The organism is Klebsiella sp. 1SOBk5mer (assembly GCF_046603115.1).
GTDB lineage: Bacteria > Pseudomonadota > Gammaproteobacteria > Enterobacterales > Enterobacteriaceae > Klebsiella > Klebsiella quasipneumoniae.
Genome location: NZ_JBKIUU010000011.1, coordinates 24,585 through 48,612, shown reverse-complemented (window position 1 = coordinate 48,612; position 24,028 = coordinate 24,585). Strand labels below are relative to the sequence as shown.

General features: G+C 60.5%; 15 protein-coding genes and 1 pseudogene. 7 read left to right on the top strand and 9 right to left on the bottom strand.

What is annotated here, in order from left to right; genetic code table 11:
* From mdtC to ACLH1U_RS20790, 3 genes are read right to left on the bottom strand one after another with little or no spacing between them, the layout of a single operon-like run.
* Entirely contained in the window at positions 1-3,078 is a 3,078-nt protein-coding gene (gene mdtC / locus ACLH1U_RS20800; RefSeq protein ID WP_032453476.1) for a multidrug efflux RND transporter permease subunit MdtC, read from the bottom strand.
* On the bottom strand, positions 3,079-6,201 hold the full coding sequence (locus tag ACLH1U_RS20795) for an MdtB/MuxB family multidrug efflux RND transporter permease subunit (protein WP_411299435.1): 3,123 nt from the start codon (positions 6,199-6,201) through the stop codon (positions 3,079-3,081).
* Entirely contained in the window at positions 6,201-7,439 is a 1,239-nt protein-coding gene (locus tag ACLH1U_RS20790; protein ID WP_023290392.1) for an MdtA/MuxA family multidrug efflux RND transporter periplasmic adaptor subunit, read from the bottom strand. The genes ACLH1U_RS20795 and ACLH1U_RS20790 overlap by 1 nt, the downstream gene beginning before the upstream one ends.
* A 300-nt stretch (positions 7,440-7,739) precedes the next feature.
* Between ACLH1U_RS20790 and ACLH1U_RS20785 the strand changes: the two genes are divergently transcribed.
* Positions 7,740-9,014, top strand: coding sequence for a dicarboxylate/amino acid:cation symporter (locus ACLH1U_RS20785; RefSeq protein WP_032453470.1), 1,275 nt, complete (start codon positions 7,740-7,742; stop codon positions 9,012-9,014).
* A gap of 274 nt (positions 9,015-9,288) precedes the next feature.
* Here ACLH1U_RS20785 and ACLH1U_RS20780 read toward each other — a convergent pair whose 3' ends face one another.
* The 5 genes from ACLH1U_RS20780 to yegD form a co-directional block, all read right to left on the bottom strand.
* The gene (locus ACLH1U_RS20780) at positions 9,289-9,900 is read right to left on the bottom strand and encodes a helix-turn-helix transcriptional regulator (RefSeq protein ID WP_023290390.1); all 612 of its coding nucleotides are present in this window, start codon (positions 9,898-9,900) and stop codon (positions 9,289-9,291) included.
* Between the two features lie 116 nt (positions 9,901-10,016).
* On the bottom strand, positions 10,017-10,157 hold the full coding sequence (locus ACLH1U_RS20775) for a small membrane protein (RefSeq protein WP_032453469.1): 141 nt from the start codon (positions 10,155-10,157) through the stop codon (positions 10,017-10,019).
* A 237-nt stretch (positions 10,158-10,394) separates the two neighbouring features.
* The gene (locus tag ACLH1U_RS20770) at positions 10,395-11,099 is read right to left on the bottom strand and encodes a response regulator transcription factor (protein ID WP_072420684.1); all 705 of its coding nucleotides are present in this window, start codon (positions 11,097-11,099) and stop codon (positions 10,395-10,397) included.
* A gap of 14 nt (positions 11,100-11,113) precedes the next feature.
* Complete coding sequence (locus tag ACLH1U_RS20765) at positions 11,114-12,970, bottom strand: sensor histidine kinase (protein WP_325082996.1); 1,857 nt, start codon at positions 12,968-12,970, stop codon at positions 11,114-11,116.
* A 289-nt stretch (positions 12,971-13,259) separates the two neighbouring features.
* Entirely contained in the window at positions 13,260-14,612 is a 1,353-nt protein-coding gene (gene yegD / locus ACLH1U_RS20760; protein WP_023290387.1) for a molecular chaperone, read from the bottom strand.
* Between the two features lie 137 nt (positions 14,613-14,749).
* Between yegD and alkA the strand changes: the two genes are divergently transcribed.
* From alkA to asmA, 4 genes are all read left to right on the top strand, one after another.
* Positions 14,750-15,598 carry a DNA-3-methyladenine glycosylase 2 gene (gene alkA / locus ACLH1U_RS20755; RefSeq protein ID WP_411299434.1) on the top strand — a complete coding sequence of 283 codons (849 nt, stop codon included), beginning with the start codon at positions 14,750-14,752 and terminating at the stop codon, positions 15,596-15,598.
* A gap of 114 nt (positions 15,599-15,712) precedes the next feature.
* A complete protein-coding gene (udk, locus tag ACLH1U_RS20750) occupies positions 15,713-16,354 on the top strand; it encodes a uridine kinase (protein ID WP_002912442.1) in 642 nt (213 codons plus the stop codon).
* Positions 16,355-16,444: 90 nt separating this feature from the next.
* Positions 16,445-17,026, top strand: coding sequence for a dCTP deaminase (dcd, locus tag ACLH1U_RS20745; RefSeq protein WP_004151145.1), 582 nt, complete (start codon positions 16,445-16,447; stop codon positions 17,024-17,026).
* 30 nt (positions 17,027-17,056) lie between these two features.
* Positions 17,057-18,904 carry an outer membrane assembly protein AsmA gene (gene asmA / locus ACLH1U_RS20740; RefSeq protein ID WP_060589968.1) on the top strand — a complete coding sequence of 616 codons (1,848 nt, stop codon included), beginning with the start codon at positions 17,057-17,059 and terminating at the stop codon, positions 18,902-18,904.
* 754 nt (positions 18,905-19,658) lie between these two features.
* On the opposite strand, the gene ACLH1U_RS20735 is transcribed toward asmA, so the two are convergent.
* On the bottom strand, positions 19,659-21,242 hold the full coding sequence (locus tag ACLH1U_RS20735) for a TerC family protein (RefSeq protein ID WP_023290384.1): 1,584 nt from the start codon (positions 21,240-21,242) through the stop codon (positions 19,659-19,661).
* 757 nt (positions 21,243-21,999) lie between these two features.
* Between ACLH1U_RS20735 and galF the strand changes: the two are divergent.
* Both galF and ACLH1U_RS20725 read left to right on the top strand, forming a co-directional pair.
* Positions 22,000-22,928: pseudogene (gene galF, locus ACLH1U_RS20730) on the top strand (GalU regulator GalF).
* A 360-nt stretch (positions 22,929-23,288) separates the two neighbouring features.
* Positions 23,289-23,918, top strand: coding sequence for a phosphatase PAP2 family protein (locus tag ACLH1U_RS20725; protein WP_233672594.1), 630 nt, complete (start codon positions 23,289-23,291; stop codon positions 23,916-23,918).
* Positions 23,919-24,028: the final 110 nt, after the last annotated feature.

The window sequence follows — 24,028 nt, the reverse complement described above, 5'->3', positions numbered from 1 at the left end:
TTATTCGCTTACCGGTTGAGTGGAATGACGCGAAAAACGCAGCCGCAAACGGTCAAAGAAAAGATAGACCACCGGCGTGGTGTAGAGCGTTAACAGCTGGCTCATCACCAGACCGCCGACGATGGTGATCCCCAGCGGCTGGCGCAGCTCGGAGCCGTCGCCGCCGGAGAGCACCAGCGGCAGGGCGCCGAACAGCGCGGCGAGGGTGGTCATCATAATCGGCCGGAAACGCAGCAGGCAGGCCTGGAAAATCGCCTCTTCCGGCGTCAGGTTGCCGGTGCGCTGCGCCTCAAGGGCAAAATCAACCATCATGATGGCGTTTTTCTTCACGATGCCAATTAATAACATGATCCCGATAAGGGCGATGAGGCTGAACGGGGCATCGAATATCTCCAGCGCCAGCAGCGCGCCCACCCCGGCGGAGGGCAGCGTCGAAAGGATGGTCAACGGATGCACATAGCTCTCGTAGAGCATCCCCAGCACGATATAGACCGTGGCGATGGCCGCGAGGATCAGGATCACCTGCGCGTTCATGGTCTGCTGGAACACCTGAGCGGTACCGGCAAAGGAGCCGCGTACGGTGGACGGCACCCCGAGCTGGGTCATCGCGCGGTTAATCGCCTCGCTGGCTTCCGACAGCGAGCGGCCGGTGGGCAGGTTAAAGGAGATAGTGGACGCCGCCGACAGCCCCTGGTGGTTCACCGACAGCGGGGCGTTGGCCGGCTGCCATTTGGCGAAGTAGGCCAGCGGGATCGGCTTGCCCTCGCTGTTGATGACAAACATCTTATCCAGGGCGCTGACGTCCTGGGTATAGGCCGGGTCGACCTGCATCACCACTTTATACTGGTTCAGCGGCTGGTAGATGGTGGAGATCTGCCGCTGGCCGAAGGCGTTGTTCAGCAGGTTGTTGGCGTCCTGAACGCTGATGCCAAGGCGCGACATGGTATCCCGGTCATAGACCAGGTCCATTTCGGCGCCATTGTCCTGCTGATCCGAGTTGACGTCCGCCAGCTCAGGCAGCGCCGCCAGCGCTTTGCGGATCTTCGGCTCCCATTCGCGCAGCGCCGACAGGTCATCGGACAGCAGGGTGTACTGATAGCTGGCGTTCGACTGCCGGCCGCCGACGCGGATATCCTGCACCGCCATCAGGAACAGATTGGCCCCGGGCTCGTTGGCCAGCTTTTTGCGCAGCCGGTCGATCACCTGCTGCGCCGTCTCGTGGCGCTGGTCGCGCGGTTTGAGGGTGATAAACATCATCCCGCTGTTGACCCGCGAGCCGCCGGTAAACCCGGTGACGTTATCCACCGCCGGATCTTCGCGAATGATCTGCATAAAGTCCTGCAGCTTGCCGCGCATCGCCTGGAAGGAGATGCTCTGGTCGGCCTGAATGCCGCCCATCAGCACCCCGGTGTCCTGCTCCGGGAAGAAGGTTTTCGGGATCGAGATATAGAGCCAGACGCTGAGGGCGATGGTGCCCAGCACCACCAGGCCGGTCAGGCGGCTGTGCTTCAGCACCCATTTTAACGACTTACCATAGCCGCCCTGCATGGCCACCAGCAGGCGGCCAAAGCCGCGGTTGCGCGTCGGCTGGTGGGGTTTGCCGCTTTTCAGCAGCCAGCCGCACATCATCGGCGTCAGGGTAAGGGAGACCGCCAGCGAGATGCCGATCGCCACCGACAGGGTGACGGCGAACTCGCGCAGCAGGCGGCCGGGCAGGCCGCCCATCAGCAGCAGCGGCAAAAACACCGCCACCAGCGACAGGCTCATCGACAGGACGGTAAAGCCGACCTCGCGGCTCCCCTGCAGCGCCGCCTGCAGCGGTTTCATCCCCGCCTCCAGATGGCGGGAGATATTCTCCAGCACCACGATGGCGTCATCCACCACGAAGCCGGTGGCGATGGTCAGCGCCATCAGCGACAGGTTGTTAAGGCTGAAGCCGCACAGGTACATGGCGGCGAAGGTACCAATCAGCGAAACCGGAACCGCCACCGCCGGGATCAGCGTCGCGCGCCCGGATCGCAGGAAGAGGAACACCACCAGGATCACCAGCGCCACCGAGATCACCAGCGTCTGCTCCACCTCCTCCAGCGAGGCGCGAATAGTCGGCGAGCGGTCCTGGGCGATCTGCAGATCGATGGCCGCCGGAATGGTCTGCTGCAGCTCCGGCAGGCGGGCGCGGATGCTGTCCACCGTCTGGATGATATTGGCTTCCGGCAGTTTGCGGATCATCAGCAGGATCGCTGGTTTGGCGTTGGTCATCCCGGCGTTGCGCACATCCTGCACCGAATCCGAGACGGTGGCGACATCCCCCAGCCGCACCGCGGCGCCGTTCTGGTAGTGGACGATCAGCGGCTGATAGTCGGCGGCGGTCTTCAGCTCATCGTTGGTCTGCACCTGCCAGCGGTGGGCGCTATCCTCCAGCGCCCCCTGCGGTTTGCGCACGTTAGCGTCGCTGATGGCGGTGCGAACCGCGTCCAGCGACACGCCCTGGTTGAACAGCGCCTGCGGGTTGAGATCGACGCGCACCGCCGGCAGAGAGCTGCCGCCGACGTCGACATCGCCGACGCCGTCGATCTGCGCGATGGTCTGCGCCAGCTGGGTGGAGGCGAAATCATACAGCTCACCCTGGGAGTAGGTGTCCGAGGTCAGCGTCAGGATCATGATCGGCGCATCCGACGGGTTGGCTTTGCGGTAGGTCGGCCGGCTGGGCATCCCGCTCGGCAGCAGGCTTTGCGCGGCGTTGATCGCCGCCTGGACGTCGCGCGCCGCGCCGTTGATATCGCGGTCGAAGTTAAACTCGAGAATGATGCGGGTGCTGCCCAGCGAGCTGGAGGAGGTCATCTCATTGACCCCGGCAATCCGCCCCAGGGAGCGCTCCAGCGGGGTGGCCACCGACGAAGCCATGGTCTCCGGCGAGGCCCCCGGCAGCGAGGCGCTGACCATGATCACCGGGAAATCCACCTGCGGCAACGGGGCTACCGGCAGCAGCCGGAAGCCGAGAATGCCGCACAGGGTGATGGCCAGCGAGATGAGGATCGTCGCCACCGGGCGGTAAATGAAGAGGGCGAAAAACTTCACTTACGCCTCCTCTTCCTGACGCGGGAAGCGACGCTTCAGATGCAGCGACAGGCGGTCGAACAGCAGGTAGATCACCGGGGTGGTGAACAGGGTCAGCACCTGGCTGAGCATCAGACCGCCGACCATGCCGATCCCCAGCGGACGCCGCAGCTCGGCGCCGACGCCGGTGCTCAGCATCAGCGGCAGGGCGCCGAGCAGGGCGGCGAGGGTGGTCATCAGGATCGGGCGAAAACGCAGCAGACAGGCCTGATAGATCGCCTCCCGCGGCGGCATACCCTGCTCGCGCTCGGCGGCCAGCGCGAAGTCGATCATCATGATGGCGTTCTTCTTCACGATGCCGATCAGCAGAATAATGCCGATAATGGCGATCACGTCCAGCTCGCTGCCCGCCAGCCACAGCGCCAGCAGCGCCCCGACCCCGGCGGTGGGCAGGGTGGAGAGAATGGTGATCGGATGGATGAAGCTCTCATACAGCACCCCCAGCACGATATACATCGCCACCACCGCGGCCACGACCAGCCAGACGGTGCTGCCGAGCGCCGACTGGAAGGCCAGCGAGCTGCCCTGGAACTGGGTGCGGATATCGGTCGGGAAATCCAGCGACTGTTCGGCGGCGAGGATCGCCTCCACCGCTTCGCCGAGCGAATAGTTGTCCGGCACGTTAAACGAGATAGTGGTCACCGGGAACTGATCGAGGTGGTTCACCGACAGCGGGGTAAAGCGCTGCTCCACCGTGGCGATGGCGGTCAGCGGCACAATGCCGCCGTCGCTGCTGGTCAGGCGGATATTATCCAGCGCCGCCAGGCCCGGCGTCGCTTCGGTATCCTGCTCAAGCACCACGCGATACTGATTCGCCTGGGTGTAAATGGTGGAGATCAGCCGCTGGCCGAAGGCGTTGTACAGCGCGTTATCGACGTCCGCCATCGAGATGCCGAGGCGGCTGGCGCTGTCCCGGTCCACCTTGATGTAGGCGGCCAGGCCTTTGTCCTGCCAGTCGCTGCTGACGTCGGCCAGCTGCGGCTGAGCCTGCAGGCGGCTGAGCAGCGGCGGCACCCAGGTGCTCAGCGCCTCGAGGGAGTTCGCCTGCAGTGTGAACTGGTACTGGGTGCGGCTCACCGTGGTGTCGATGGTCAGATCCTGGGTCGGCTGCAGATAGAGCGCCACGCCGGGGACGCCGGCCACCGCCTGCTGCAGACGGCTAATCACCGTCTGAACGCGGTCGTCGCGTTCATCCAGCGGCTTGAGGTTGATCTGCAGGCGGGCGCTGTTCAGCGCCGGGTTGGTGCCGTCGACGCCGACAAACGAGGTCAGGCTCTCCACCGCCGGATCCTTGAGGATAATGTCGGAAACCTGCTGCTGGCGCTGGGCCATGCTGGCGAACGAGACCGACTGCGGCGCCTGGAGGGTGCCCTGGATAATGCCGTTATCCTGAATCGGGAAGAAGCCTTTGGGAATAAAGATCCACAGCAGGATCGACAGCGCCAGGGTGCTCAGGGCGACGCCGAGCGTCAGCCACGGATGGTTCAGCACCCCGCTCAGCCAGCGGCCATAGACGGCGATTACCCGGTCAAAGAAGCGCTCGCTGGCCCGCGAGAAGCGGTTCTGCTTGCGCAGCGATTCGTGGCTTAACATGCGGGCGCACATCATCGGCGTCAGGGTCAGGGAGACCACCGCCGAGATAAGAATAGCGACGGCAAGGGTGACAGCGAATTCGCGGAACAGGCGGCCGACGATATCGCCCATAAACAGCAGCGGGATCAGCACCGCGATCAGCGAGAAGGTGAGGGAGATAATGGTGAAGCCAATTTCCCCTGCGCCTTTCAGCGCGGCGGCCAGCGGTTTCTCGCCTTTTTCGATATAGCGCGAGATGTTCTCGATCACCACGATGGCGTCATCCACCACAAAGCCGGTGGCGATGGTCAGGGCCATCAGCGTCAGGTTGTTGATGGAGAAGTCGAGGAACACCATCACCGCGAAGGTGCCCACCAGCGACAGCGGCACCGCGACGCCGGGAATAATGGTCGCCGGGACGTTGCGCAGGAACAGATAGATGATCATCACCACCAGGGCGATGGCCAGCATCAGCTCAAACTGCGTGTCGCGCACCGAGGCGCGAATATTGGTGGTCCGGTCGGAAAGAACCTGCACCTTCACCGATTTTGGCAGGCTCTCGGTGAGCTGCGGCAGCATCTGGCGAATGCTGTCGGCGGTGTCGATAATGTTGGCCCCCGGCTGACGCTGGACGTTCATCACGATGGCCCGCTGCTGGTTGGCCCACGCCCCCAGCCAGCTGTTCTCAGCGCCTTGTTCGACGCTGGCGACGTCGCCAAGGCGGATCGGCGCCCCGTTCTGATAAGCGATAATCAGCCGGCGGTAATCTTCCGCCGACTGCATCTGATCGTTAGCGGAAAGCGTCACCGCGCGGGCCGGGCCGTCGAGGCTGCCTTTCGCCGAGTTGACGTTGGCGCTGGTGATAGCGGTGCGCACGGTTTCGCTGGTCAGGCCGAGGGCGGCGATGGCCTGGGCGTTCAGCTTGACCCGCACCGCCGGGCGCTGGCCGCCGGCGAGGGTCACCAGACCGACGCCGGAAACCTGAGAAATCTTCTGCGCCACCCGGGTCTCCACCATATCCTCCACCTGGGTCATCGGAATGGCCGAGGAGGTGACGGCGAGGGTCATGATCGGCGGATCCGCCGGGTTGACCTTGCTGTAGACCGGCGGGTTGGGCAGATCGCTCGGCAGCAGGTTGGTGGCGGCGTTAATGGCCGCCTGCACTTCCTGCTCGGCGACGTCCAGCGGCAGGGTCAGCTGGAACTGGAGCGTGACGACCGAGGCGCCGCCGGAGCTTTGGGAGGACATCTGCTTAAGGCCGGACATCTGGCCGAACTGGCGCTCCAGCGGGGCGGTGATGGCGGAGGTCACCACGTCCGGGCTGGCGCCCGGATAGAGGGTGACCACCTGGATGGTCGGGTAATCGACCTCTGGCAGGGCGGAGACCGGCAGAAAACGGTAGCCGATGATCCCGGCCAGCAGGATCGCCACCATCAGCAGCGTGGTGGCCACCGGACGCATAATAAATAGCCGGGACGGGCCGCCGGTGCGGCCTGGGGGTAACACCTGCATCAGGAACGCGCTCCGTGTTTACCGCTCTGGCGCGGGGCGGGCTGCGCCTGCTCGCCGCTGCTGGCGGTGACAACTTCCACTTTCGCCCCTTCGGTCAGGCGGTCAATCCCGTCGGTGACCACGCGATCCCCGGCGGAAAGCCCGGCGCTGATCACCACTTTCTGGCTGTCCTGAATCCCCGGGGTGACGCTGTGTTTGCTGACCTTATTCTCATCGTTCAGCACCCATACAAAATGCCCTTCGTTGCCCATCTGCAGGGCGGCGGCAGGGATCACCACCGCGTTCTGCTGGGTATCCACCAGCAGGCGGGCGTTAACGAACTGGTTGGGGAACAGGGCGTCGTCCAGATTGCTAAACCGCGCCTTCAGCTTGATGGTCCCGGTGGTCGCATCGATCTGGTTGTCGAGGCTCAGCAGCTCCCCGACGCTGATTTTCTGCTTATTGGTGCGGTCCCAGGCTTCGACGCTGAGCGCTTTGCCCGCTTTCTGCGCCTGCACCACCGTGGCGATGGTGCTTTCCGGCAGGGTAAAGACCACGTCGATCGGGTGCGTCTGGGTGAGAACCACAATCCCGGTGGTATCCCCGCTGGAAATCTGGTTGCCGATATCCACCTGCTTTAAGCCGACGCGGCCGTCAATCGGCGCGGTGATGCGCGTCCAGTCGAGCTGCAGCTGGGCGCTGGCGACGGCCGCTTCATCGGCCTTCACGGTGCCGGCGGATTCCACCACCAGCGACTGCTGGGTGTCGAGCTCCTGGCGGGAGACGAGGTTGGTTTTCACCAGCTGCTGGTAACGGGCCAGATCGCGGCGGGCGTTGGCCAGGGTGGCGTTATCTTTCGCCAGCTGACCCTGCGCCTGGGCGAGGGCCACCTTAAACTGGCTGGGGTCGATCTGCGCCAGCAGATCGCCGGCTTTGACCTGCTGCCCCTCCTGGAAGTGAAGGCTCAGCAGCTGGCCGTCGACCCGGCTGCGGACGGTGACGGTATTGGCCGCCGTCACGGTACCCAGCCCGGTAAGATAGCGCGGCACCGCTTGTTCGGTCGCGGTGGCGGCTTGCACCGGCGCCAGCGCGCCGCCAAAGCGACCATGGCGCGCGCCGCCCGGCCCCTGCGGACCCTGTCCGGCGGCGGGCGTCCCGCTGCCGCTCGTTCCACGATCGTGCCAGAACCAGTAGGCGGTCCCGGCGATAATCACTACCGCCAGCGCGGCGCCCCAACGACGTATGTTACTGCCTTTCATTAGTTTACGGTCTCATCCTGAAGCGTTTCGCTGAATGATACTAGTTTAGTGAGGGAAGGGGCCGTAAAAATGGAGGAATTATGAAAAGAAGGTTGAGAAATGTCTGGATAACGGCGGCGATGGCGGGCGGTCTCGCCGCCGATTTCCGGGGTGATATCAACTTTTAGTTTAAAAAAGTAAAAAATAGTTGTATCCGCAAGGGCTTTAATTAGATTTATGCGGTGAATAAATCAGTGCATTTCCATAATAATAAAATATGCACTTAAAAATCAACGTGTTGAATAATCAGGGGTCATTGCTGTGGCAAACGCAAACAAACTCACGCTCTTCATCGTCATTTTTATGCTGATGGGGATCCTCTCCGGCGCGGCTATCCATGCCTACGCGACGCCGACCACCATCTCCGCATGGGCAGACAACATCACGCTGCTGACCGATCTGTTTCTGCGGTTGATCAAAATGGTCATCGCGCCGTTGGTGTTCAGCACCCTGACGGTCGGTATTATGCGCCTCGGCGAGACGGCGACCATTGGCCGGGTGGGCGGTAAGGCGATGGTGTGGTTTATCACCTCTTCGGTATTGTCCATTCTCGTCGGGCTGGTGATCGTAACCTTCCAGCACCCGGGCGCCGGGCTAAACCTGACGGTACCGAAAGAGGCGGTGGATACCGGCCTGGCGGTCAGCGGCATGACCCTGAAAGGGTTCCTGTCGCATACCATTCCCACCAGCATCACCGAGGCGATGGCCAACAACGAGATCCTGCAGATCGTGGTGTTCTCGATGTTCTTTGGCATCGCCGGCGCGTCGCTGGGGGAGAAGTTTAATGCGCCGCTGGTGGCGGCCCTTAACGTGGTGTCGCACATTATGCTGAAGGTGACGGGCTATGTGATGTACGTTGCGCCGCTGGCCATCTTCGCCGCCATCTCGTCGGTGATTGCCTCGCAGGGGCTGGGAATTTTGCTCAACTACGCTTCGTTCATTGGCGGTTATTACCTGGCGGTGCTGCTGACCAGCGCGGTGCTGATTGCCGTCGGCTATATGGTGCTCAAGAAAGAGGTCTTCCGCCTGCTGAACATGCTGAAAGATCCGGTGCTGGTGGCTTTTACCACCAGCAGCTCGGAAGCGGCCTATCCGAAGACCCTCGAGCGGCTGGTGAAGTTTGGCTGTTCGCGCAATATCGTCTCGTTCGTCCTGCCGATTGGTTACTCATTCAACCTCGTCGGCTCGATGGTTTACTGCTCCTTCGCCGCGATGTTTATCGCGCAGGCCTATAACGTATCGCTGAGCTTCAGCGAGATGACGGTCATGATGCTGACCCTGATGCTGGCCTCAAAAGGCATCGCCGGGGTGCCGCGCTCGGCGCTGGTGGTGCTGGCGGCCACCATTCCCAGCTTCCATATCCCAGTTGCCGGGATCCTGCTGCTGATGGGCATCGACCACTTCCTCGATATGGGGCGCTCCGCCATCAACGTGCTGGGCAACGGCATCGCCACCGCCATGCTGTCGAAAAATGAAGGTCTGCTCACCGACGAGGAAGCGCAGCCGGACTGGGAAGCGGAGAAAGTGGAAGCCTGATCCTGCCGCGCCCTCGCGCAGAGGGCGCCATTCCACATGGAAAAAAAGACCCCTGACAGGCACGTCAGGGGCAATGTGACGAAGTATCAGTTTTCCTCGTAAATAGTCTTTTTTCTTATATAAAGGCGCGCGGTAACGTCTTTATACCGAGGAAGCGTCAGAGTTTAACGTTATGTCTGGCAGCGCTGGCGCTTTTTTAGCATTCAGCGGCTATTTTCAGATTTCCGACAATATAGCCAGGTGAAAATCTTATTTTCTTCTGCACGCTATTTGCCTACCAGCGCTCACGTAACAGATTCATAAACTGGAAAAAGTCGTGGTTATTATTCAGGCTGTATTTTTCCATTATCTTATTCTTATGATAAGCGGCGGTGCGGGGGCTGACGCGCTGCAGGGCGGCGATTTTACTCATATCGAGACCTTCGAGAATACCGTGCACCACGGCGGTCTGGGAGCGCGACAGCACGCGATGCGGGCAGCTGGCGCAGCTGAGTTCCCGGCCTGCGTCGTCGGTGGCCGAAGGCGCCATACAATGCTGGAGCTCGCTTTTAATGATCGTCAGCAGTTGCGGAATACTGGCCGTCTTGAGCGAGACAAAAATGACCCCTTTCAGGCAGTTAATCATGAAATCCTCTTCCGGCAGCTGGTCGTAGCTGTGGAGGATAATCAGCGAACTGCCTTTTTTCCTGTTTTTAATCAGCGTATTGCACAGGTAGATTTCGCCGGGGATCACTTCGCAAATGATGATGTCTTCCCCTGACAGGTCATTATTCCGCCAGGAAAAGCGCGCCCGCTGATCGCCCCGGGTGAGGTCATTGACCATGGCGACCAGCGATTCACGGACAAAGGTGTTACGGGTATTGATGGTGACATTAATGTTTCTCATGGCGTTATTTCCTTACGCAAAAACATAACGCCATGCTGTGACACATCCTCCGGGCGTATGCGGTGTGTTGACTGTATTAAAGTACCTGCAATAAGTTTTTATTATTCTAAAGTGAATTATTTACGACGCGTCGAGCGCTTATCGTTAAAGGTAAATTTTACCCGTTTCCTGTCTTTCAGATAGGAAATAAAACTGTATACAGAGATGCTGAAGAAAAAAATGCATAGCAATAAAACTAACCACGTTTGCATGGCCATCGTTTTTACCTTGGTTGTGTTGCATGGTGTCATAATTTGCCGCGAACGGCTAATACGTTTTGTTATATGTTTTTCTGTCCGCTGAAAATCATACGTCATCATCCTTATGTGGTAGCACTATAAGAAAGTTCTTAAGGTCATCGTCAGTCTCATTCCTCTCATTTCTCTCAGAAAATGAGAAAAATTAACACTTGCGAGTCATTCATATCCAGCACGGCCGCCGACATGCCCCGTCCTTCAGGAGATAAAGGCCAGCCCCTTACCAAAGATGGCGCGTACGGGCAGGTGGATCCCCTGCTGGCGAGCCTTGTGGCGCAGGCGGCTAACCACCACGTCGATGCGGTGCAGGTCAGGCTCGCTTTCATGGGCGAACAGGCAGGCATGGAGATCCAGCTTGCTGCACACTTCGTTGCGATTGCGCATTAAGAGCTCCACCAGGCGATATTCCTGCTGGGTTAACTCCAGCGTCCGGGCGTCGGGTGAGATCAGTTTATCTTCGTGCAGACGCCACAGTCCGGTGGCGGGGGAAGAGACGGCGCTGGCCGTCTCCGGCGGCGGGGAGGCCGCCGGGCGATCCTGCTGCAGGCGGGCGCCGAGGGCGGTCAGGGTCTCCGCGAGGTGGGCGAAGTTAACCGGCTTGATCAGGTAAGCATCCGCCCCGAGGCTCAGCGCCTGCAGTTTATCCTGCTGCTGGCCGCGGGCGCTGACCACCACCAGACCGTAGTGGCCCAGCTCATGCAGGTAGCTCAGCACGCTGAAGCCATCCTCGCCGGGCAGACCGATATCTATCAGCACGATGTCCACCGGATGGCTGTGCAGCTGCCGCCAGAAGGCTTCGGCGCTGCACGTCCCCCAGACCTCGAAGCCGCGATAGCCCAGCCAGGCCAGCAGTTCATCCAGCAGATCGGGGTTATCTTCAATTATCGCCAGCCGTAAAGCCATGCGTCGTTCTCCTCTTAAGCAACCGTGGGGAGGGTGAGAATAAAGGTGCAGCCGTCCGGGCCATGCTCGGCCAGCCACAGTTTGCCATCATGAGCCTGCACGATCTGGCGCGCAACATACAGTCCTAGACCGGTGCCGCCCGGCACTGGCGATGTATGTTCTCCGCGCCGATAGCGCTCAAAGATCAGTTCCGCCTGCCCGGCGGGGAGGCCAGGACCGTAGTCGCGAATGCGCAGCTCTGTTTGCCCGGCATCAGCGTGAATATCGATGGTGATTTCTCCCGGCGGAGAATACTTGACCGCGTTATCCAGCAGGTTAGCGATGGCGATGCACAGCAGGCCGGCATCGGCCTGCAGCTGGGGGCTTTCCACCGCGCCGTGATGGTGGATGTTCAGGTAGTGATCATGGGAGATGGCCACCACCGAGGCGGCCATGTTGATCACCGCCAGCAGGGCGGTCTGCTGGCGGTCGACGTGCAGATCGTGGGAGGCGAGGCGCGCGTCGGCGAGGCAGTTATCGGTGAGCTGTACCAGACGGGTGGTGGCGCGGCCGATGCGATCGAAGCGCGCCTCCTGGCTGGCCGACGCCGCCGAGAGGCGGAGATTCTCCAGCGCGGCCTGGATCACCGCCAGCGGGGTGCGGAATTCATGCGCCACCATGCCCATAAACTGCCGCTGGTGGAAGCTGGCCTCGCGCTCGATCTGCAGCTCGCGCGCCAGGCGCTGCTTCTGCTCCAGCTGACGGTTTTCAGCGCGTACCCGCAGGATGGCAATGATCAGCACCGTAATGATGTGGACGATCAGCGCATACTGCCAGAGGGAATAGATCGCCATATGAAACGGGATAATACCGTGGATCGACAGCTGCACCAGCACCGCGGCGGCGACATAGAACGGCGGCAGGAGCCCCAGCAGGAGGGTGTTGCGGTCGATAGCTTTTTTGCGCCACAGCCACCAGGAGGTGAACAGCAGCACCGGAGTGATAATGATAAAGATCACCCCTTCAATCTGCATGGCGAGGCCGTAAAACCCCAGCGGAATGCTGACCTGCAGCAGCAGGTTGAGCGCCACGGCGGCGATCAGCAGCCGGTAAAGCCGCGGCATATTTTTCTTCAAATCAAATATCTCGCTGTGCAGCCACAGGGCGGTGGCATAGCTGAACAGGGAGAGGCTGCTGATCATAAAGTCCTGGAAGGGCAGCGCGGCGCGGCCGAAAAACCACTCCGGGAAGCCGTGCAGGGCGGCTACCAGCGGATAATTGAGCGAGAAGAAGCAGATGCCCCACAGCAGACGCCGGCGCAGGGCCAGGGCCAGCCACAGCGCCACGCCGCTGGCGACCGCCGCCAGGCCAAAATAGAAGCTCCAGAAGGCGGTGTCGGCGGTGGCCCGCTGCAGATAGGCCTGCGGAGAAGAGAGGGAGGCCAGCAGGATCAGGGTGCTGGTGCTTTGCAGGCGAAAGACCATCTCATAGCCGGCGGCGGTGGGCGGCGGAGGGAGGATCAGCACGCTTTCCCGATAGTGGAGATCGCTCTCCCGGGCCAGGTCACGGTCGCCAAAGGTCCGCGCGGTCCACGGCGCGTCGCTGCCCAGTGGCCGGTAATAGAGAGTCAGGTGGTCGACGAAAGAGGGACCAATCTGCAGCCAGCGCGACTCGCCGGCAAACCAATCACCCGGCAGCTCGCTGCGCAGCCACAGGGTTTTGCGTGAATAGCCGAAGGAGGGGATTTGCCGGGTGGTGGCGAGCTGGTCCACGGGCAGGTCGGCAAAGCGATCGATAGTCATCTGGCCGCTGTCGTCCGCGTACCACTCGACGGGGATATCTGTTCCCAGTTGTCGGGGCGCCGACTGCGCCTGCGGGGCGATCAGCAGCAAGAGCAATCCGCAGCTGACCAGCCAGCCTGCCAGGAACCGCGGCCGGCAACGCCGGACCGCTGCGAAGATCGCAGACACCCTTTTCAATCACGCCCCCTTGCGGCATGCAAAGATTACTGACCGCAGACGACTGGCTACGGTATGGATAATACGCCCCCGGAAGCGGAGGAAAGTGGACAGGCCTGTCCGGACGAACAGGCCATTTTGCGTGGGAGACCAGGAATATTCCAGCGTAATCTGCAACGCCGCGATCAGGACAGACCTGCTGCGCGGCAGCGCCGGGCAAGGGCTAGCGGAAAACCACCTGCGCCCAGCGGGCCAGCCCGGCGGTTACTGAGCCAAAATCATCCCCACCGGCCAGCGGAATACCCGGGAGCTTGGCCGCCAGCGCCTTTTTGATCAGCGGTGAGCGGGCGCTACCGCCGGTCAGATAGATCACGTCCGGGGTGGTCTGGCTGCTGTCGAGGGCAAGCTGCACCTGTTCCATAATGCGGCTCAGCGGCTGATCCAGCGCCGCTTCCAGCCCCTGCCGGGCGATGGCGGTGGCCAGCTCGTCCTGAATAAACGGCAGCGCGGTCTCGACGCTGTCCGCGCTGGAGAGGGCGATTTTGCTCTCTTCGGCGCTGCGCACCAGACGATAGCTCAGGCGCTGACGCCAGACCTTCAGCAGCAGGGCCACTTTATCGGCATCCCGGGCGCTGCGCAGCAGGTCGTTAAGCAGCCGGCCGTTGGCGGTGCTGTAGAAGTCGCTTTGCGCCGGGACGTCGTTGATCGCCACCGCGTTCCACCACGGAAGGATCGGCAGCGCGGTGCCTTTCTCCGTTTCGCCGCCCATGCCGAGCAGGGGCATCAGGCATTTGAAGGCCAGGGCAATATCGAGGTCGTTACCGCCGATGCGGCAGCCGCTGTGGCCGAGCAGGCTCTGCTGGCGGTCGGCGCGCTCCCGCCACTGCGGGCCCATCAGCAGCAGGGAGCAGTCGGTGGTCCCGCCGCCGATATCGACGACCAGCACCCGCTTCTCTTCACTGAGGGTGGCTTCGAAATCCAGCCCGGCGGCCACCGGTTCAAACTGGAAGACCACATCGCGGAAACCGGCGCGGAGGGCGGCCCGCTCAAGGATCCCCTGCGCCTGGGCGTTGGCTTCGTCGCCGCCGAGGCCCTGGAAGTTGATCGGCCGGCCTATCACCGCCTGGTCGATCTGCTCGGGCAGCTGGCTTTCCGCCTGCAGCTTGATGTGCAACATCATGGCGCAGACCAGGTCTTCAAACAGGGCCACCTGCTGTGGCTTGAGGCCGCTGGCGCCGAGGAAGGACTTTGGCGATTTGACGAAGTAGACCTCTTCCGGATCTTCAACATACTGATGCAGGGAGGCGAGGCCGAACTGCACGCTGTTGCGCAGCACCTCGATGTCTTCGTCGCGGTTGGCGGCGATGGCCCGGCGCAGCAGCGCCTGGTTTTCGTCGCTGTGGGTCGGCACCTCGTGATGGCGATAGAGCCACTCGCTGACCGCTTCGCGCGTCGGCGCGCAGAGCATGGAGGGCAGCAGCGCGCTGCCGTTTTCCAGCGTCAACAGCTGGGGCTTGTTTTCCCGCATCACGGCCACCGAACAGTTGGCGGTGCCGTAGTCAAAACCAATAAACATCGTCTGCAAAATCCCCATGCCGGTGAAGAAGGGGGGCGACTTTAGCGGATCGCCGTCATGTCGACAACCGGAATTTAAAAGCAAGGCGCTGACGGTGAAGGGCGACTATCATTGAAACGCTATATAAAGGAGAGCTTATGGTGCTGTTACCCTGGACCCCGCCCTACGACTGGGGGTGGATGGTTGGTTTTCTGCAGGCGCGCGCAGTCGCCGGCGTCGAGCGTTTTCATGACGGAGGCTACAGCCGCAGCTTTCGCGTAGCAGGCCACGGCGGGCTGATTCATCTGGCGCCGGACGAGGAGGCGCAGGGCCTGCGGGTGACGCTCTCCCCGGGGCTGCAGCCGGTGGCGGAACTCTGCTATGCGCGAGTTGGCCAGCTGTTTGATCTGGCCTGCGACCCGCAGAAGGTCGCTCGCACGCTGGGCGACCTGGCGCAGGCGCGGCCGGGGCTGCGCCTGCCAGGGGCGCTGGACGCTTTCGAACAGGCGGTGCGCGCGGTGCTCGGCCAGCTGGTGAGCGTGGCGATGGCCGCCCGGCTCACCGCCAAAGTGGCGGCCGGCTGGGGCGAACCGCTGGCGGATGCCCCCGGCTATGTTTTATTCCCAACGCCGGAGGCGCTTTCCCGGGCCGATCCGCAGGCGCTGAAGGCGCTGGGGATGCCGCTTCGCCGCGCGGAGGCGCTGATCCACCTTGCCCGGGCGGCGCTCAGCGGCGAGCTGCCCCTGACCGCGCCGACGGATATCGACGCCGGGCTGCGTCAATTGCAGGCTTTGCCCGGGATTGGCCGCTGGACGGCCAGTTATTTTGCCCTGCGCGGCTGGCAGGCGAAGGATATCTTTTTGCCGGACGACTACCTGATTAAACAGCGCTTTCCGGGAATGACCCCGGCCGCCATCGCCCGCTATGCTCGCCGCTGGCAGCCGATGCGATCTTATGCGCTGTTGCATATCTGGTATACCGATGACTGGGCGCCGGCGGCGGAATAGCCGTCCGGGGCGCATACCACTGGTATCGGGGCGCTGAAATCCCTATAATTGCCGCGTTTGGCGGTCCGCCGCCACCCTCCATCTCTATCCAGGTTAATCAGGTCGCAAAAATTTATGACTGATATGTCCCATCAGTGCGTCATTGTAGGCATCGCCGGCGCATCGGCTTCTGGCAAAAGTCTTATTGCCAGTACTCTCTATCGCGAATTGCGTGAACAAGTTGGCGACGAACATATTGGCGTCATTCCGGAAGACAGCTATTACAAAGATCAAAGTCATCTGTCGATGGAAGAGCGCGTCAAAACTAACTATGACCACCCGAGCTCAATGGACCACAGTCTGTTGTTCCAGCACCTGCAGATGCTGAAAAGCGGCCAGCCGATTGAACTGCCGGTCTACAGCTACGTCGAGCATACCCGCACGCCGAACACCATTCACGTCGAGCCGAAGAAGGTAATTATTCTTGAAGGTATCCTGCTGCTGACCGATGCGCGCCTGCGTAACGAGCTCAACTTCTCTATTTTCGTCGACACCCCGCTCGATATTTGCCTGATGCGCCGCATTAAGCGCGACGTTAACGAGCGCGGCCGCTCCATGGACTCGGTGATGGCCCAGTATCAGAAGACCGTACGCCCGATGTTCCTGCAGTTTATTGAGCCGTCGAAGCAGTATGCCGACATCATCGTGCCGCGCGGCGGCAAAAACCGCATCGCGATTGATATTCTGAAGGCCAAAATCAGTCAGTTCTTTGAATAACCTGGCCGAATTGTGTAACGTGCAAAGAGTAGCCCTGTTGCCCTCTCCGCCGCGAAGCGTGCGGGAAGCAGCCTTATAAGGAGAAAGCCCATGCGTCTGTGTGACCGAGATATCGAAGCCTGGTTGGATGAAGGGCGACTGGCCATCAATCCGCGCCCGCCCGTTGAGCGTATTAATGGCGCGACGGTTGATGTACGGCTGGGTAATAAATTCCGCACCTTCCGCGGCCACACCGCGCCGTTTATCGATTTAAGCGGCCCGAAGGCGGAGGTGAGCGCCGCGCTGGACCGCGTGATGAGCGAAGAGATCGTTCTGCCGGAAGGGGAGGCCTTTTTCCTGCATCCGGGCGAACTGGCGCTGGCGGTGACCTATGAGTCGGTCACCCTGCCTGCCGACCTGGTGGGCTGGCTTGACGGGCGCTCCTCGCTGGCGCGCCTGGGGCTGATGGTGCACGTGACCGCGCACCGCATCGACCCGGGCTGGTCCGGCTGCATCGTGCTGGAATTCTACAACTCCGGCAAGCTGCCGCTGGCGCTACGCCCGGGGATGCCCATCGGCGCGCTGAGCTTTGAACCATTATCGGGCCCGGCGGCCCGACCGTATAACCGCCGTGAAGACGCCAAATATCGCGACCAGCAGGGCGCGGTGGCGAGCCGAATCGACAAGGATTGATAACGTCAACGGGGTGTTGCTGAGGATGCCATGAGACGAATACTGACAACGCTGATGATCCTGCTGGCGGTCATTGTCGCCGGGCTTACCTCGTTGGTATTGCTGGTCAATCCCAACGATTTTCGCGCCTATATGGTGCATGAGGTGGCAGAGCGCAGCGGTTATCAGCTTGAACTCGATGGCCCGCTGCGCTGGCACGTCTGGCCGCAGCTCAGCATTCTCAGCGGGCGCATGACGCTGACCGCCAGAGGCGCTGAAGAGCCGGTGATCCGCGCCGACAACATGCGCCTCGACGTGGCGCTGCTGCCGCTGCTTTCGCACCAGCTGCAGGTGAAGCAGGTGATGCTCAAGGGGGCGGTGATCCAGCTGACCCCGAAAACCGAGGCGGTTCGCGACAGCGCCGCGCCGGTGGTGCCGCATGACAACACCCTGCCGCTGGCCCCGGAGGACCGCGGATGGTCCTACGATGTGCGCCAGCTGCAGGTGGCCGACAGCGTGCTCTTCTTCCAGCATGAAAACGGCGAGCAGGTGACGGTGCGCGATATCCGCCTGCAGATGGAGCAGGATGAGAACCACCGGGCCACCGTCGATTTCTCCGGCCGCGTCAACCGCGACCAGCGCGACCTGGCGCTGAACTTCTCCGCCACCGTGCAGGGCGGCGACTATCCGCATTCGTTAAAAGCCGACTTTAGCCAGCTCAGCTGGCAGCTGCGCGGTGCCGAGCTGCCCCCCGACGGCATCAATGGTCAGGGGAGCCTGCAGGCCAGCTGGCAGGAAGATAGCAAGACCCTGCGCTTTGATAATCTGAACCTGATGGCCAGCGGCAGCACCCTCACCGGCAACGGCAGCGTGGTGCTGGGAGAGCGCCCGGACTGGTCATTGGATCTGCACGCCACCACCCTGAATCTCGACAGTCTGCTGGCGTCCTCTTCGCCGGCGACCGACAGCAGCGCCAGCCAGCAGGGCCAGAGCCAGACGCGCCCGCTGCGTCCGGTGATCGCCGACAGCGATGAGCGCGAAGATTACCAGAGCCTGCGCGGCTTTACCGGCCGGATGGCCCTGAGCGCCGACCAGCTGCAGTGGCGCGGCCTGAACTTCACCCAGGTGCAGAGCGAGATCAGCAATAAGCAGGGGCTGCTGACGGTCAGCAAAATGCAGGGCAACCTCGACGGCGGCCAGCTTTCCCTCCCCGGCACCCTTGATGCCCGCGGCGACACGCCGCAGGCGACGTTCCAGCCGGCGCTGCAGAACGTGGAGATCGGTTCGCTGATCAAAGCCTTCAACTATTCCTTAAGCCTGACCGGCAAGCTGTCGCTGACCGGCGAGTTTTCCGGAGCGCGCATTGACGCGGATGATTTCCGCCGTCGCTGGCAGGGCCAGGCACAGATCCAGATGACGGATACCCGTACCGAAGGACTTAACTTCCAGCAGCTGGTGCAGCAGGCCGTGGAGCGCAGCACCAACGTGCGGGCGCAGGAAAACTATGACAACGCCACCCGGCTGGATGCCGTGAGCAGCCAGCTGACGCTGGATAACGGGCTGGTGACGCTGAACCGCGTGCAGGGGCAGTCCGACGTGATGGCAATGACCGGCGAAGGACAGCTCGATCTGCAGAAAGAGAACTGCGATATGCGCTTTAACGTGCGCGTGCTCGGCGGCTGGAAAGGTGAGGGCAAGCTTATCGACCGCCTGAAGCAGACCGCCATCCCGCTGCGCATCTACGGCGACTGGCAGTCGCTGAGCTACAGCCTGCAGGTGGACCAGATCCTGCGTAAACAGCTGCAGGATGAAGCGAAGCAGCGCCTCAACGACTGGGTCGAACGTAATAAAGGCAGCAAAGAGAGCAAAGACGCCAAAAAGCTGCTCGATAAGCTTTAATCGTCCAGATCAGCAGCCCGGGACTTCCGGGCTGTGAGCATGTCGTCAAAGTATGATGTCACGTTGATGCCGGGCGGCGACTACGCCTGACCCCGCCTGGGTTGTGCGGCAGAGGTAATTCCCCGGTTTGCGTCGCCATCTCGTAGGCCTGATAAGCGAAGCGCCATCAGGCAGTATGGCGGCTGTAGAGTATCAATTCCCTGTGATGTGAGCATGTCGTCCAGGTGTGATGTCACATTGATGCCGGGTGGTGGCTACGCCTGACCTAGGCTGGGTTGTGCGGCAGGGGGAATCCCCCGGTTTGTGTCGCTATCCCGTAGACCTGATAAGCGAAGCGCCATCAGGCAGTGTGGCGGCGGTAGAGCATCAATTCCCCGTGATCTGAGAATGTCGTCCAGGTGTGATGTCACGTGGGTGCCGGGCGGCGGCTACGCCTGACCCCGCCTGGGTTGTGCGGCAGGGGGAATCCCCCGGTTTGTGTCGCCATCCCGTAGGCCTGATAAGCGAAGCGCCATCAGGCAGTATGGCGGCTGTAGAGCATCAATTCCCTGTCATGTGAGCATGTCGTCCAGGTGTGATGTCACGTGGGTGCCGGGCGGCGGCTACGTCTGACCCCGCCTGGGTTGTGCGGCGGGGGGGCATCCCCCGGTTTGTGTCGCCATCCAGTAGGCCTGATAAGCGAAGCGCCATCAGGAATGGCTTTGATTAGCCGTCCCACCGCCCGGGATACCCCGGGCCGTTTTATGCCTGACGATTACACCTCATAATCCAGCTCATCCTGCTTTGCCGGCGGAACGATCTGCACCTTCTGCACCCGATGGCTGTCGACCTGCAGCGTGCGCAGGGTATAACCGTCAATCTCAATGGTTTCTCCCACCTGCGGCACATGCTGCAGATACTCCATCAGCAGACCGGCAACAGTGTGGTACTCACGTTTATCATCCAGCGGTAGCGGAACATACTGCACCAGATCCTCCAGCGGCATATGGCCGTTAACCGTCCACGAACCGTCCGGATGGTGCTGAATATCGTGCCGGGCGTCGATCTCCTCCACCTCGTTGGGCAGATTGCCGGCAATGGTCTCCATCACGTCGCTCAGGGTCACAATCCCCTCGACGGAGCCAAACTCATCCACCACAAAGGCAAAATGGGTGCGGGCCTGACGAAACTGCTCAAGGGCGGAGAGGAGCGGTAACCCTTCCGGAAAGACCAGCGGCTGGCGCACCAGCGCCTGCAGATCCAGCGGCTCCTGGCGCAGGGACTGCTGGAGCAGGTCGATAACATGCACCACCCCCAGCAGGTCTTCATTATCCTTTCCGCCGGTGACCACCAGGCGGGTGTGCTGATTTTTTTCCACCAGGCTGCGGATCTCTTCCTCCGGCGCGCTGAGGTCGATGCGCTCGATATCATGGCGGGAGGTCATAATACTGCTGACGCTGCGCTGATTCAGGTTCAGCACCCGCTCAATCATCAGCCGTTCCTGCGGATTAAACAGCGGATGATGGTCCTGATCGGCGACCAGCGACGCCGTGTCAGCATCCAGTTCAGCTTTTTCTTTCTGCCCGCTCAAAAGATTCATTACCGCCTCGGTAGTGCGCTGACGCAGCGTCATATTGGCGGAGAGAAAGCGACGGCGGTTAAACAGCGCCAGCTGGTTAAGGGCTTCAATCATCACCGAGAAGCCAATTGCCGCATATAAATAGCCTTTCGGAATAATAAAGCTGAAGCCTTCAGCAATCAGGCTGAAGCCGATCATCAGCAGGAAGCTCAGACAGAGGATCACGATGGTCGGGTGGCTGTTAACGAAGCGCGTCAGCGCCTTGCTGGCCATCAGCATCAGGCTGATAGCGATGATCACGGCGGCCATCATCACCGCCAGGTGGTCGACCATGCCGACCGCAGTGATCACCGAGTCGAGCGAAAAGATGGCGTCGAGCACCACGATCTGCGCCACCACGGCCCAGAATTTGGCCCCTCTGCGCTGGGTGGGATTATCGCTGTCTTTTCCCTCCAGCCGCTCATTAAGCTCGACGGTTGCTTTAAACAGCAGGAACAAGCCGCCGAACAGCATAATTAAATCGCGTGCGCTGAAGCTGAAGTCGTGAAAAACAATCAGCGGTTTGGTCAGGGTGACGAGCCAGGAGATAGAGGCCAGCAGCAGGAGACGCATCACCATCGCCAGCATCAGGCCAGTGATCCGCGCGCGGTCGCGCTGGGCGGGCGGGAGCTTCTCAGCGAGGATAGCGATAAAGACCAGGTTATCGATACCTAACACCAGTTCGATAACGACCAGCGTGACGAGACCTGCCCAGATTGACGGATCGGCAATCCATTCCATATGTATTAAAACCTGTACGACTGCGGTATGTGTTACCCCGATCATGGATAAGATGGGTATAAAATGCAATAACGACGCGGATAGCGCCCTGCCACAGGTGGATATATTTCCAGCAGATTAAGCGAACCGATAAGAATTATGTTCCGGTAAAGAACAGTGAAAAAATAACACTATGGCGGTTGTCTGGAATAAGCGGGCCAATATCAGAACGTCTGCCGCTGGGTTTCCGCCAGGGCGCAAAAGCGGCGCTGTGCCACCGCTCATCGCAGCGAGAGGTGATGCCCACGCCATGGGGGAAGAGCGAAATTCCTCGCAAAATCGGCATAATTCAGCTCATAAAGGGGGCGCAGAATAGGGCGGCTCCTGGTTTTATTCAGCCGATTATGGCTTGTATAGCGACATGTCCAGCGGTAAATGCTGAAATATATTACCTGGATAAATTTATTATCTATACCTATTCTTTGCGGGCATAGGTGCGGCACGGCAGCCCTGGCGTGCTGGCGCGCCCTGTGGACGGGGATCTCGGCCACATTGCACGGCGCAGAGAAACGCACCGCTGAATAACCTGATCGTGAATAAGATTATTCTCACTTCTAACTGTTGGTAAAAGGGAGTTATGTGTATTCTTTTACGTGACAGTGAATTTAAGAATTTGGCGGGCAGATGCCCGGGCAGTATCCGTGTATTATCAGTTTCAATGGATTTGTGACATGTACAATTTTGCAAAACCGCGTGTTTTGCAACCAAACAGGTGAAGATGAATATGGCGAATTTGAAAGCGGTTATTCCGGTCGCAGGACTAGGCATGCATATGCTGCCGGCCACCAAGGCAATCCCAAAGGAGATGCTGCCGATCGTTGATAAGCCAATGATTCAGTACATTGTTGACGAAATCGTCGCCGCCGGGATCAAAGAGATTGTTCTGGTGACGCACTCCTCGAAGAACGCGGTGGAAAACCACTTTGATACCTCCTACGAGCTGGAAGCCCTGCTTGAGCAACGCGTGAAGCGCCAGCTGTTGGCGGAAGTCCAGGCCATTTGCCCGCCGGGCGTAACCATCATGAACGTGCGCCAGGCGCAGCCGCTGGGTCTGGGCCACTCCATCCTCTGCGCCCGCCCGGTCGTCGGGGATAACCCGTTTGTGGTGGTGCTGCCGGATATCATTCTCGATGGCGGCACCGCTGACCCGCTGCGCTATAACCTCGCCGCCATGGTCGCCCGCTTTAACGAGACCGGCCGCAGCCAGGTGCTGGCGAAACGCATGCCGGGGGATCTCTCCGAATACTCCGTGATCCAGACCAAAGAGCCGATGGTGGCGGAAGGGCAGGTCGCACGTATCGTCGAGTTTATTGAAAAACCGGACGAACCGCAGACTCTGGACTCCGACCTGATGGCGGTGGGCCGCTACGTGCTGTCGGCAGATATCTGGGCCGAACTGGAGCGCACCGAGCCGGGCGCCTGGGGGCGCATCCAGCTGACCGACGCCATTGCCGAGCTGGCGAAGAAGCAGTCCGTCGACGCGATGCTGATGACTGGCGAAAGCTATGACTGCGGTAAGAAAATGGGCTATATGCAGGCCTTCGTCACCTACGGAATGCGTAACCTGAAAGAGGGCGCCAAATTCCGCGAAAGCATCAAAAAGCTGCTGGCCTGAACGCCAGCCTGAGACCGAGCGGCAGGCTCTGAACATCCGTCCTGCCGCTCATAACGTTATGCAGAATTTATTCATAACGTGAATGTTATAACGATTGTAAAGAAACGTATGGCTTCGGAGACTTCTGGTAGTTTGTCTCTGGCCTCTGTGGTGCAATGGTCGGAGTAGCGGCAATAATGCTTTATGAATAGTCACTTAGTGCGACAATTCCTAAAGTGCAGGGAAAGCGATCAACGTCAGCCAAAAATAAAACTTGACTGCGATCATGTTTCCGCTTTAAACATCTCACTTGCATGCATAAAAATGTGAAATGAATTGGCATGCGAGCTGGTACAGACATTATGGATAATCCCTGAGCACGGCAGTGGACATCATCGAAGGATCACAGGTATATGAACTGGCAACTCATCTCATTTTTTGGCGATAGCACCGTTTTGCTGCCCAGCGCAGCGGCGCTGTTTATTGTCCTGATGCTGCGTAAAACGTCGCGGTTGCTGGCGTGGCAGTGGAGTTTGCTGTTCGGCATCACCGGCGCCATCGTCTGCGCCTCCAAACTGGCCTTTATGGGCTGGGGACTGGGTATTCGCGAGCTGGATTATACCGGCTTCAGCGGCCACTCAGCGCTCTCCGCGGCCTTCTGGCCTATCTTCTTATGGCTGCTCAGCGCCCGTTTTTCGGCGGGTGTGCAAAGAGCAGCGGTTGCCACAGGCTATGTTTTAGCCGCAGTGGTGGGGTATTCACGGCTGGTCATCCATGCGCATTCCGTCTCGGAAGTGATCGCTGGCCTGCTGCTGGGTGCTGCTGGCAGCGCTTTGTTCCTGTCGCTGCAAAAACGTACTACCCATTCGGAAAGCGTGAGTATTTCCTGGGGCGGCGTCGCGTGCCTGTTGATGGTCCCGCTTATCCTGTTGCATAGCGGCAATAAAGCGCCGACCCAGTCCCTGCTGGGGGAAATCGCCACCGCGGTTGGGCCGCTGGATAAACCCTTTACCCGAAACGATCTGCACAAGCAGGCCTGGTAAATGCCATTTGTTTTACAGGGGAAATTAAGTTTTCGCTGGTAAATTAGTCAAATAAGAAAATAATCTACTATATGCCGGGCAATTGATAATTCATATTTATGAAATAATGA

Excerpts from the sequence above, each read along its gene's own strand:
- ACLH1U_RS20780 (WP_023290390.1), bottom strand. The coding sequence starts at position 9,900 with ATGAGAAACATTAATGTCACCATCAATACCCGTAACACCTTTGTCCGT.
- alkA (WP_411299434.1), top strand. The coding sequence starts at position 14,750 with ATGGTGCTGTTACCCTGGACCCCGCCCTACGACTGGGGGTGGATGGTT.
- ACLH1U_RS20795 (WP_411299435.1), bottom strand. The coding sequence starts at position 6,201 with ATGCAGGTGTTACCCCCAGGCCGCACCGGCGGCCCGTCCCGGCTATTT.
- udk (WP_002912442.1), top strand. The coding sequence starts at position 15,713 with ATGACTGATATGTCCCATCAGTGCGTCATTGTAGGCATCGCCGGCGCA.
- dcd (WP_004151145.1), top strand. The coding sequence starts at position 16,445 with ATGCGTCTGTGTGACCGAGATATCGAAGCCTGGTTGGATGAAGGGCGA.
- ACLH1U_RS20790 (WP_023290392.1), bottom strand. The coding sequence starts at position 7,439 with ATGAAAGGCAGTAACATACGTCGTTGGGGCGCCGCGCTGGCGGTAGTG.
- ACLH1U_RS20775 (WP_032453469.1), bottom strand. The coding sequence starts at position 10,157 with ATGGCCATGCAAACGTGGTTAGTTTTATTGCTATGCATTTTTTTCTTC.
- asmA (WP_060589968.1), top strand. The coding sequence starts at position 17,057 with ATGAGACGAATACTGACAACGCTGATGATCCTGCTGGCGGTCATTGTC.
- ACLH1U_RS20725 (WP_233672594.1), top strand. The coding sequence starts at position 23,289 with ATGAACTGGCAACTCATCTCATTTTTTGGCGATAGCACCGTTTTGCTG.
- yegD (WP_023290387.1), bottom strand. The coding sequence starts at position 14,612 with ATGTTTATTGGTTTTGACTACGGCACCGCCAACTGTTCGGTGGCCGTG.
- ACLH1U_RS20735 (WP_023290384.1), bottom strand. The coding sequence starts at position 21,242 with ATGGAATGGATTGCCGATCCGTCAATCTGGGCAGGTCTCGTCACGCTG.
- ACLH1U_RS20770 (WP_072420684.1), bottom strand. The coding sequence starts at position 11,099 with ATGGCTTTACGGCTGGCGATAATTGAAGATAACCCCGATCTGCTGGAT.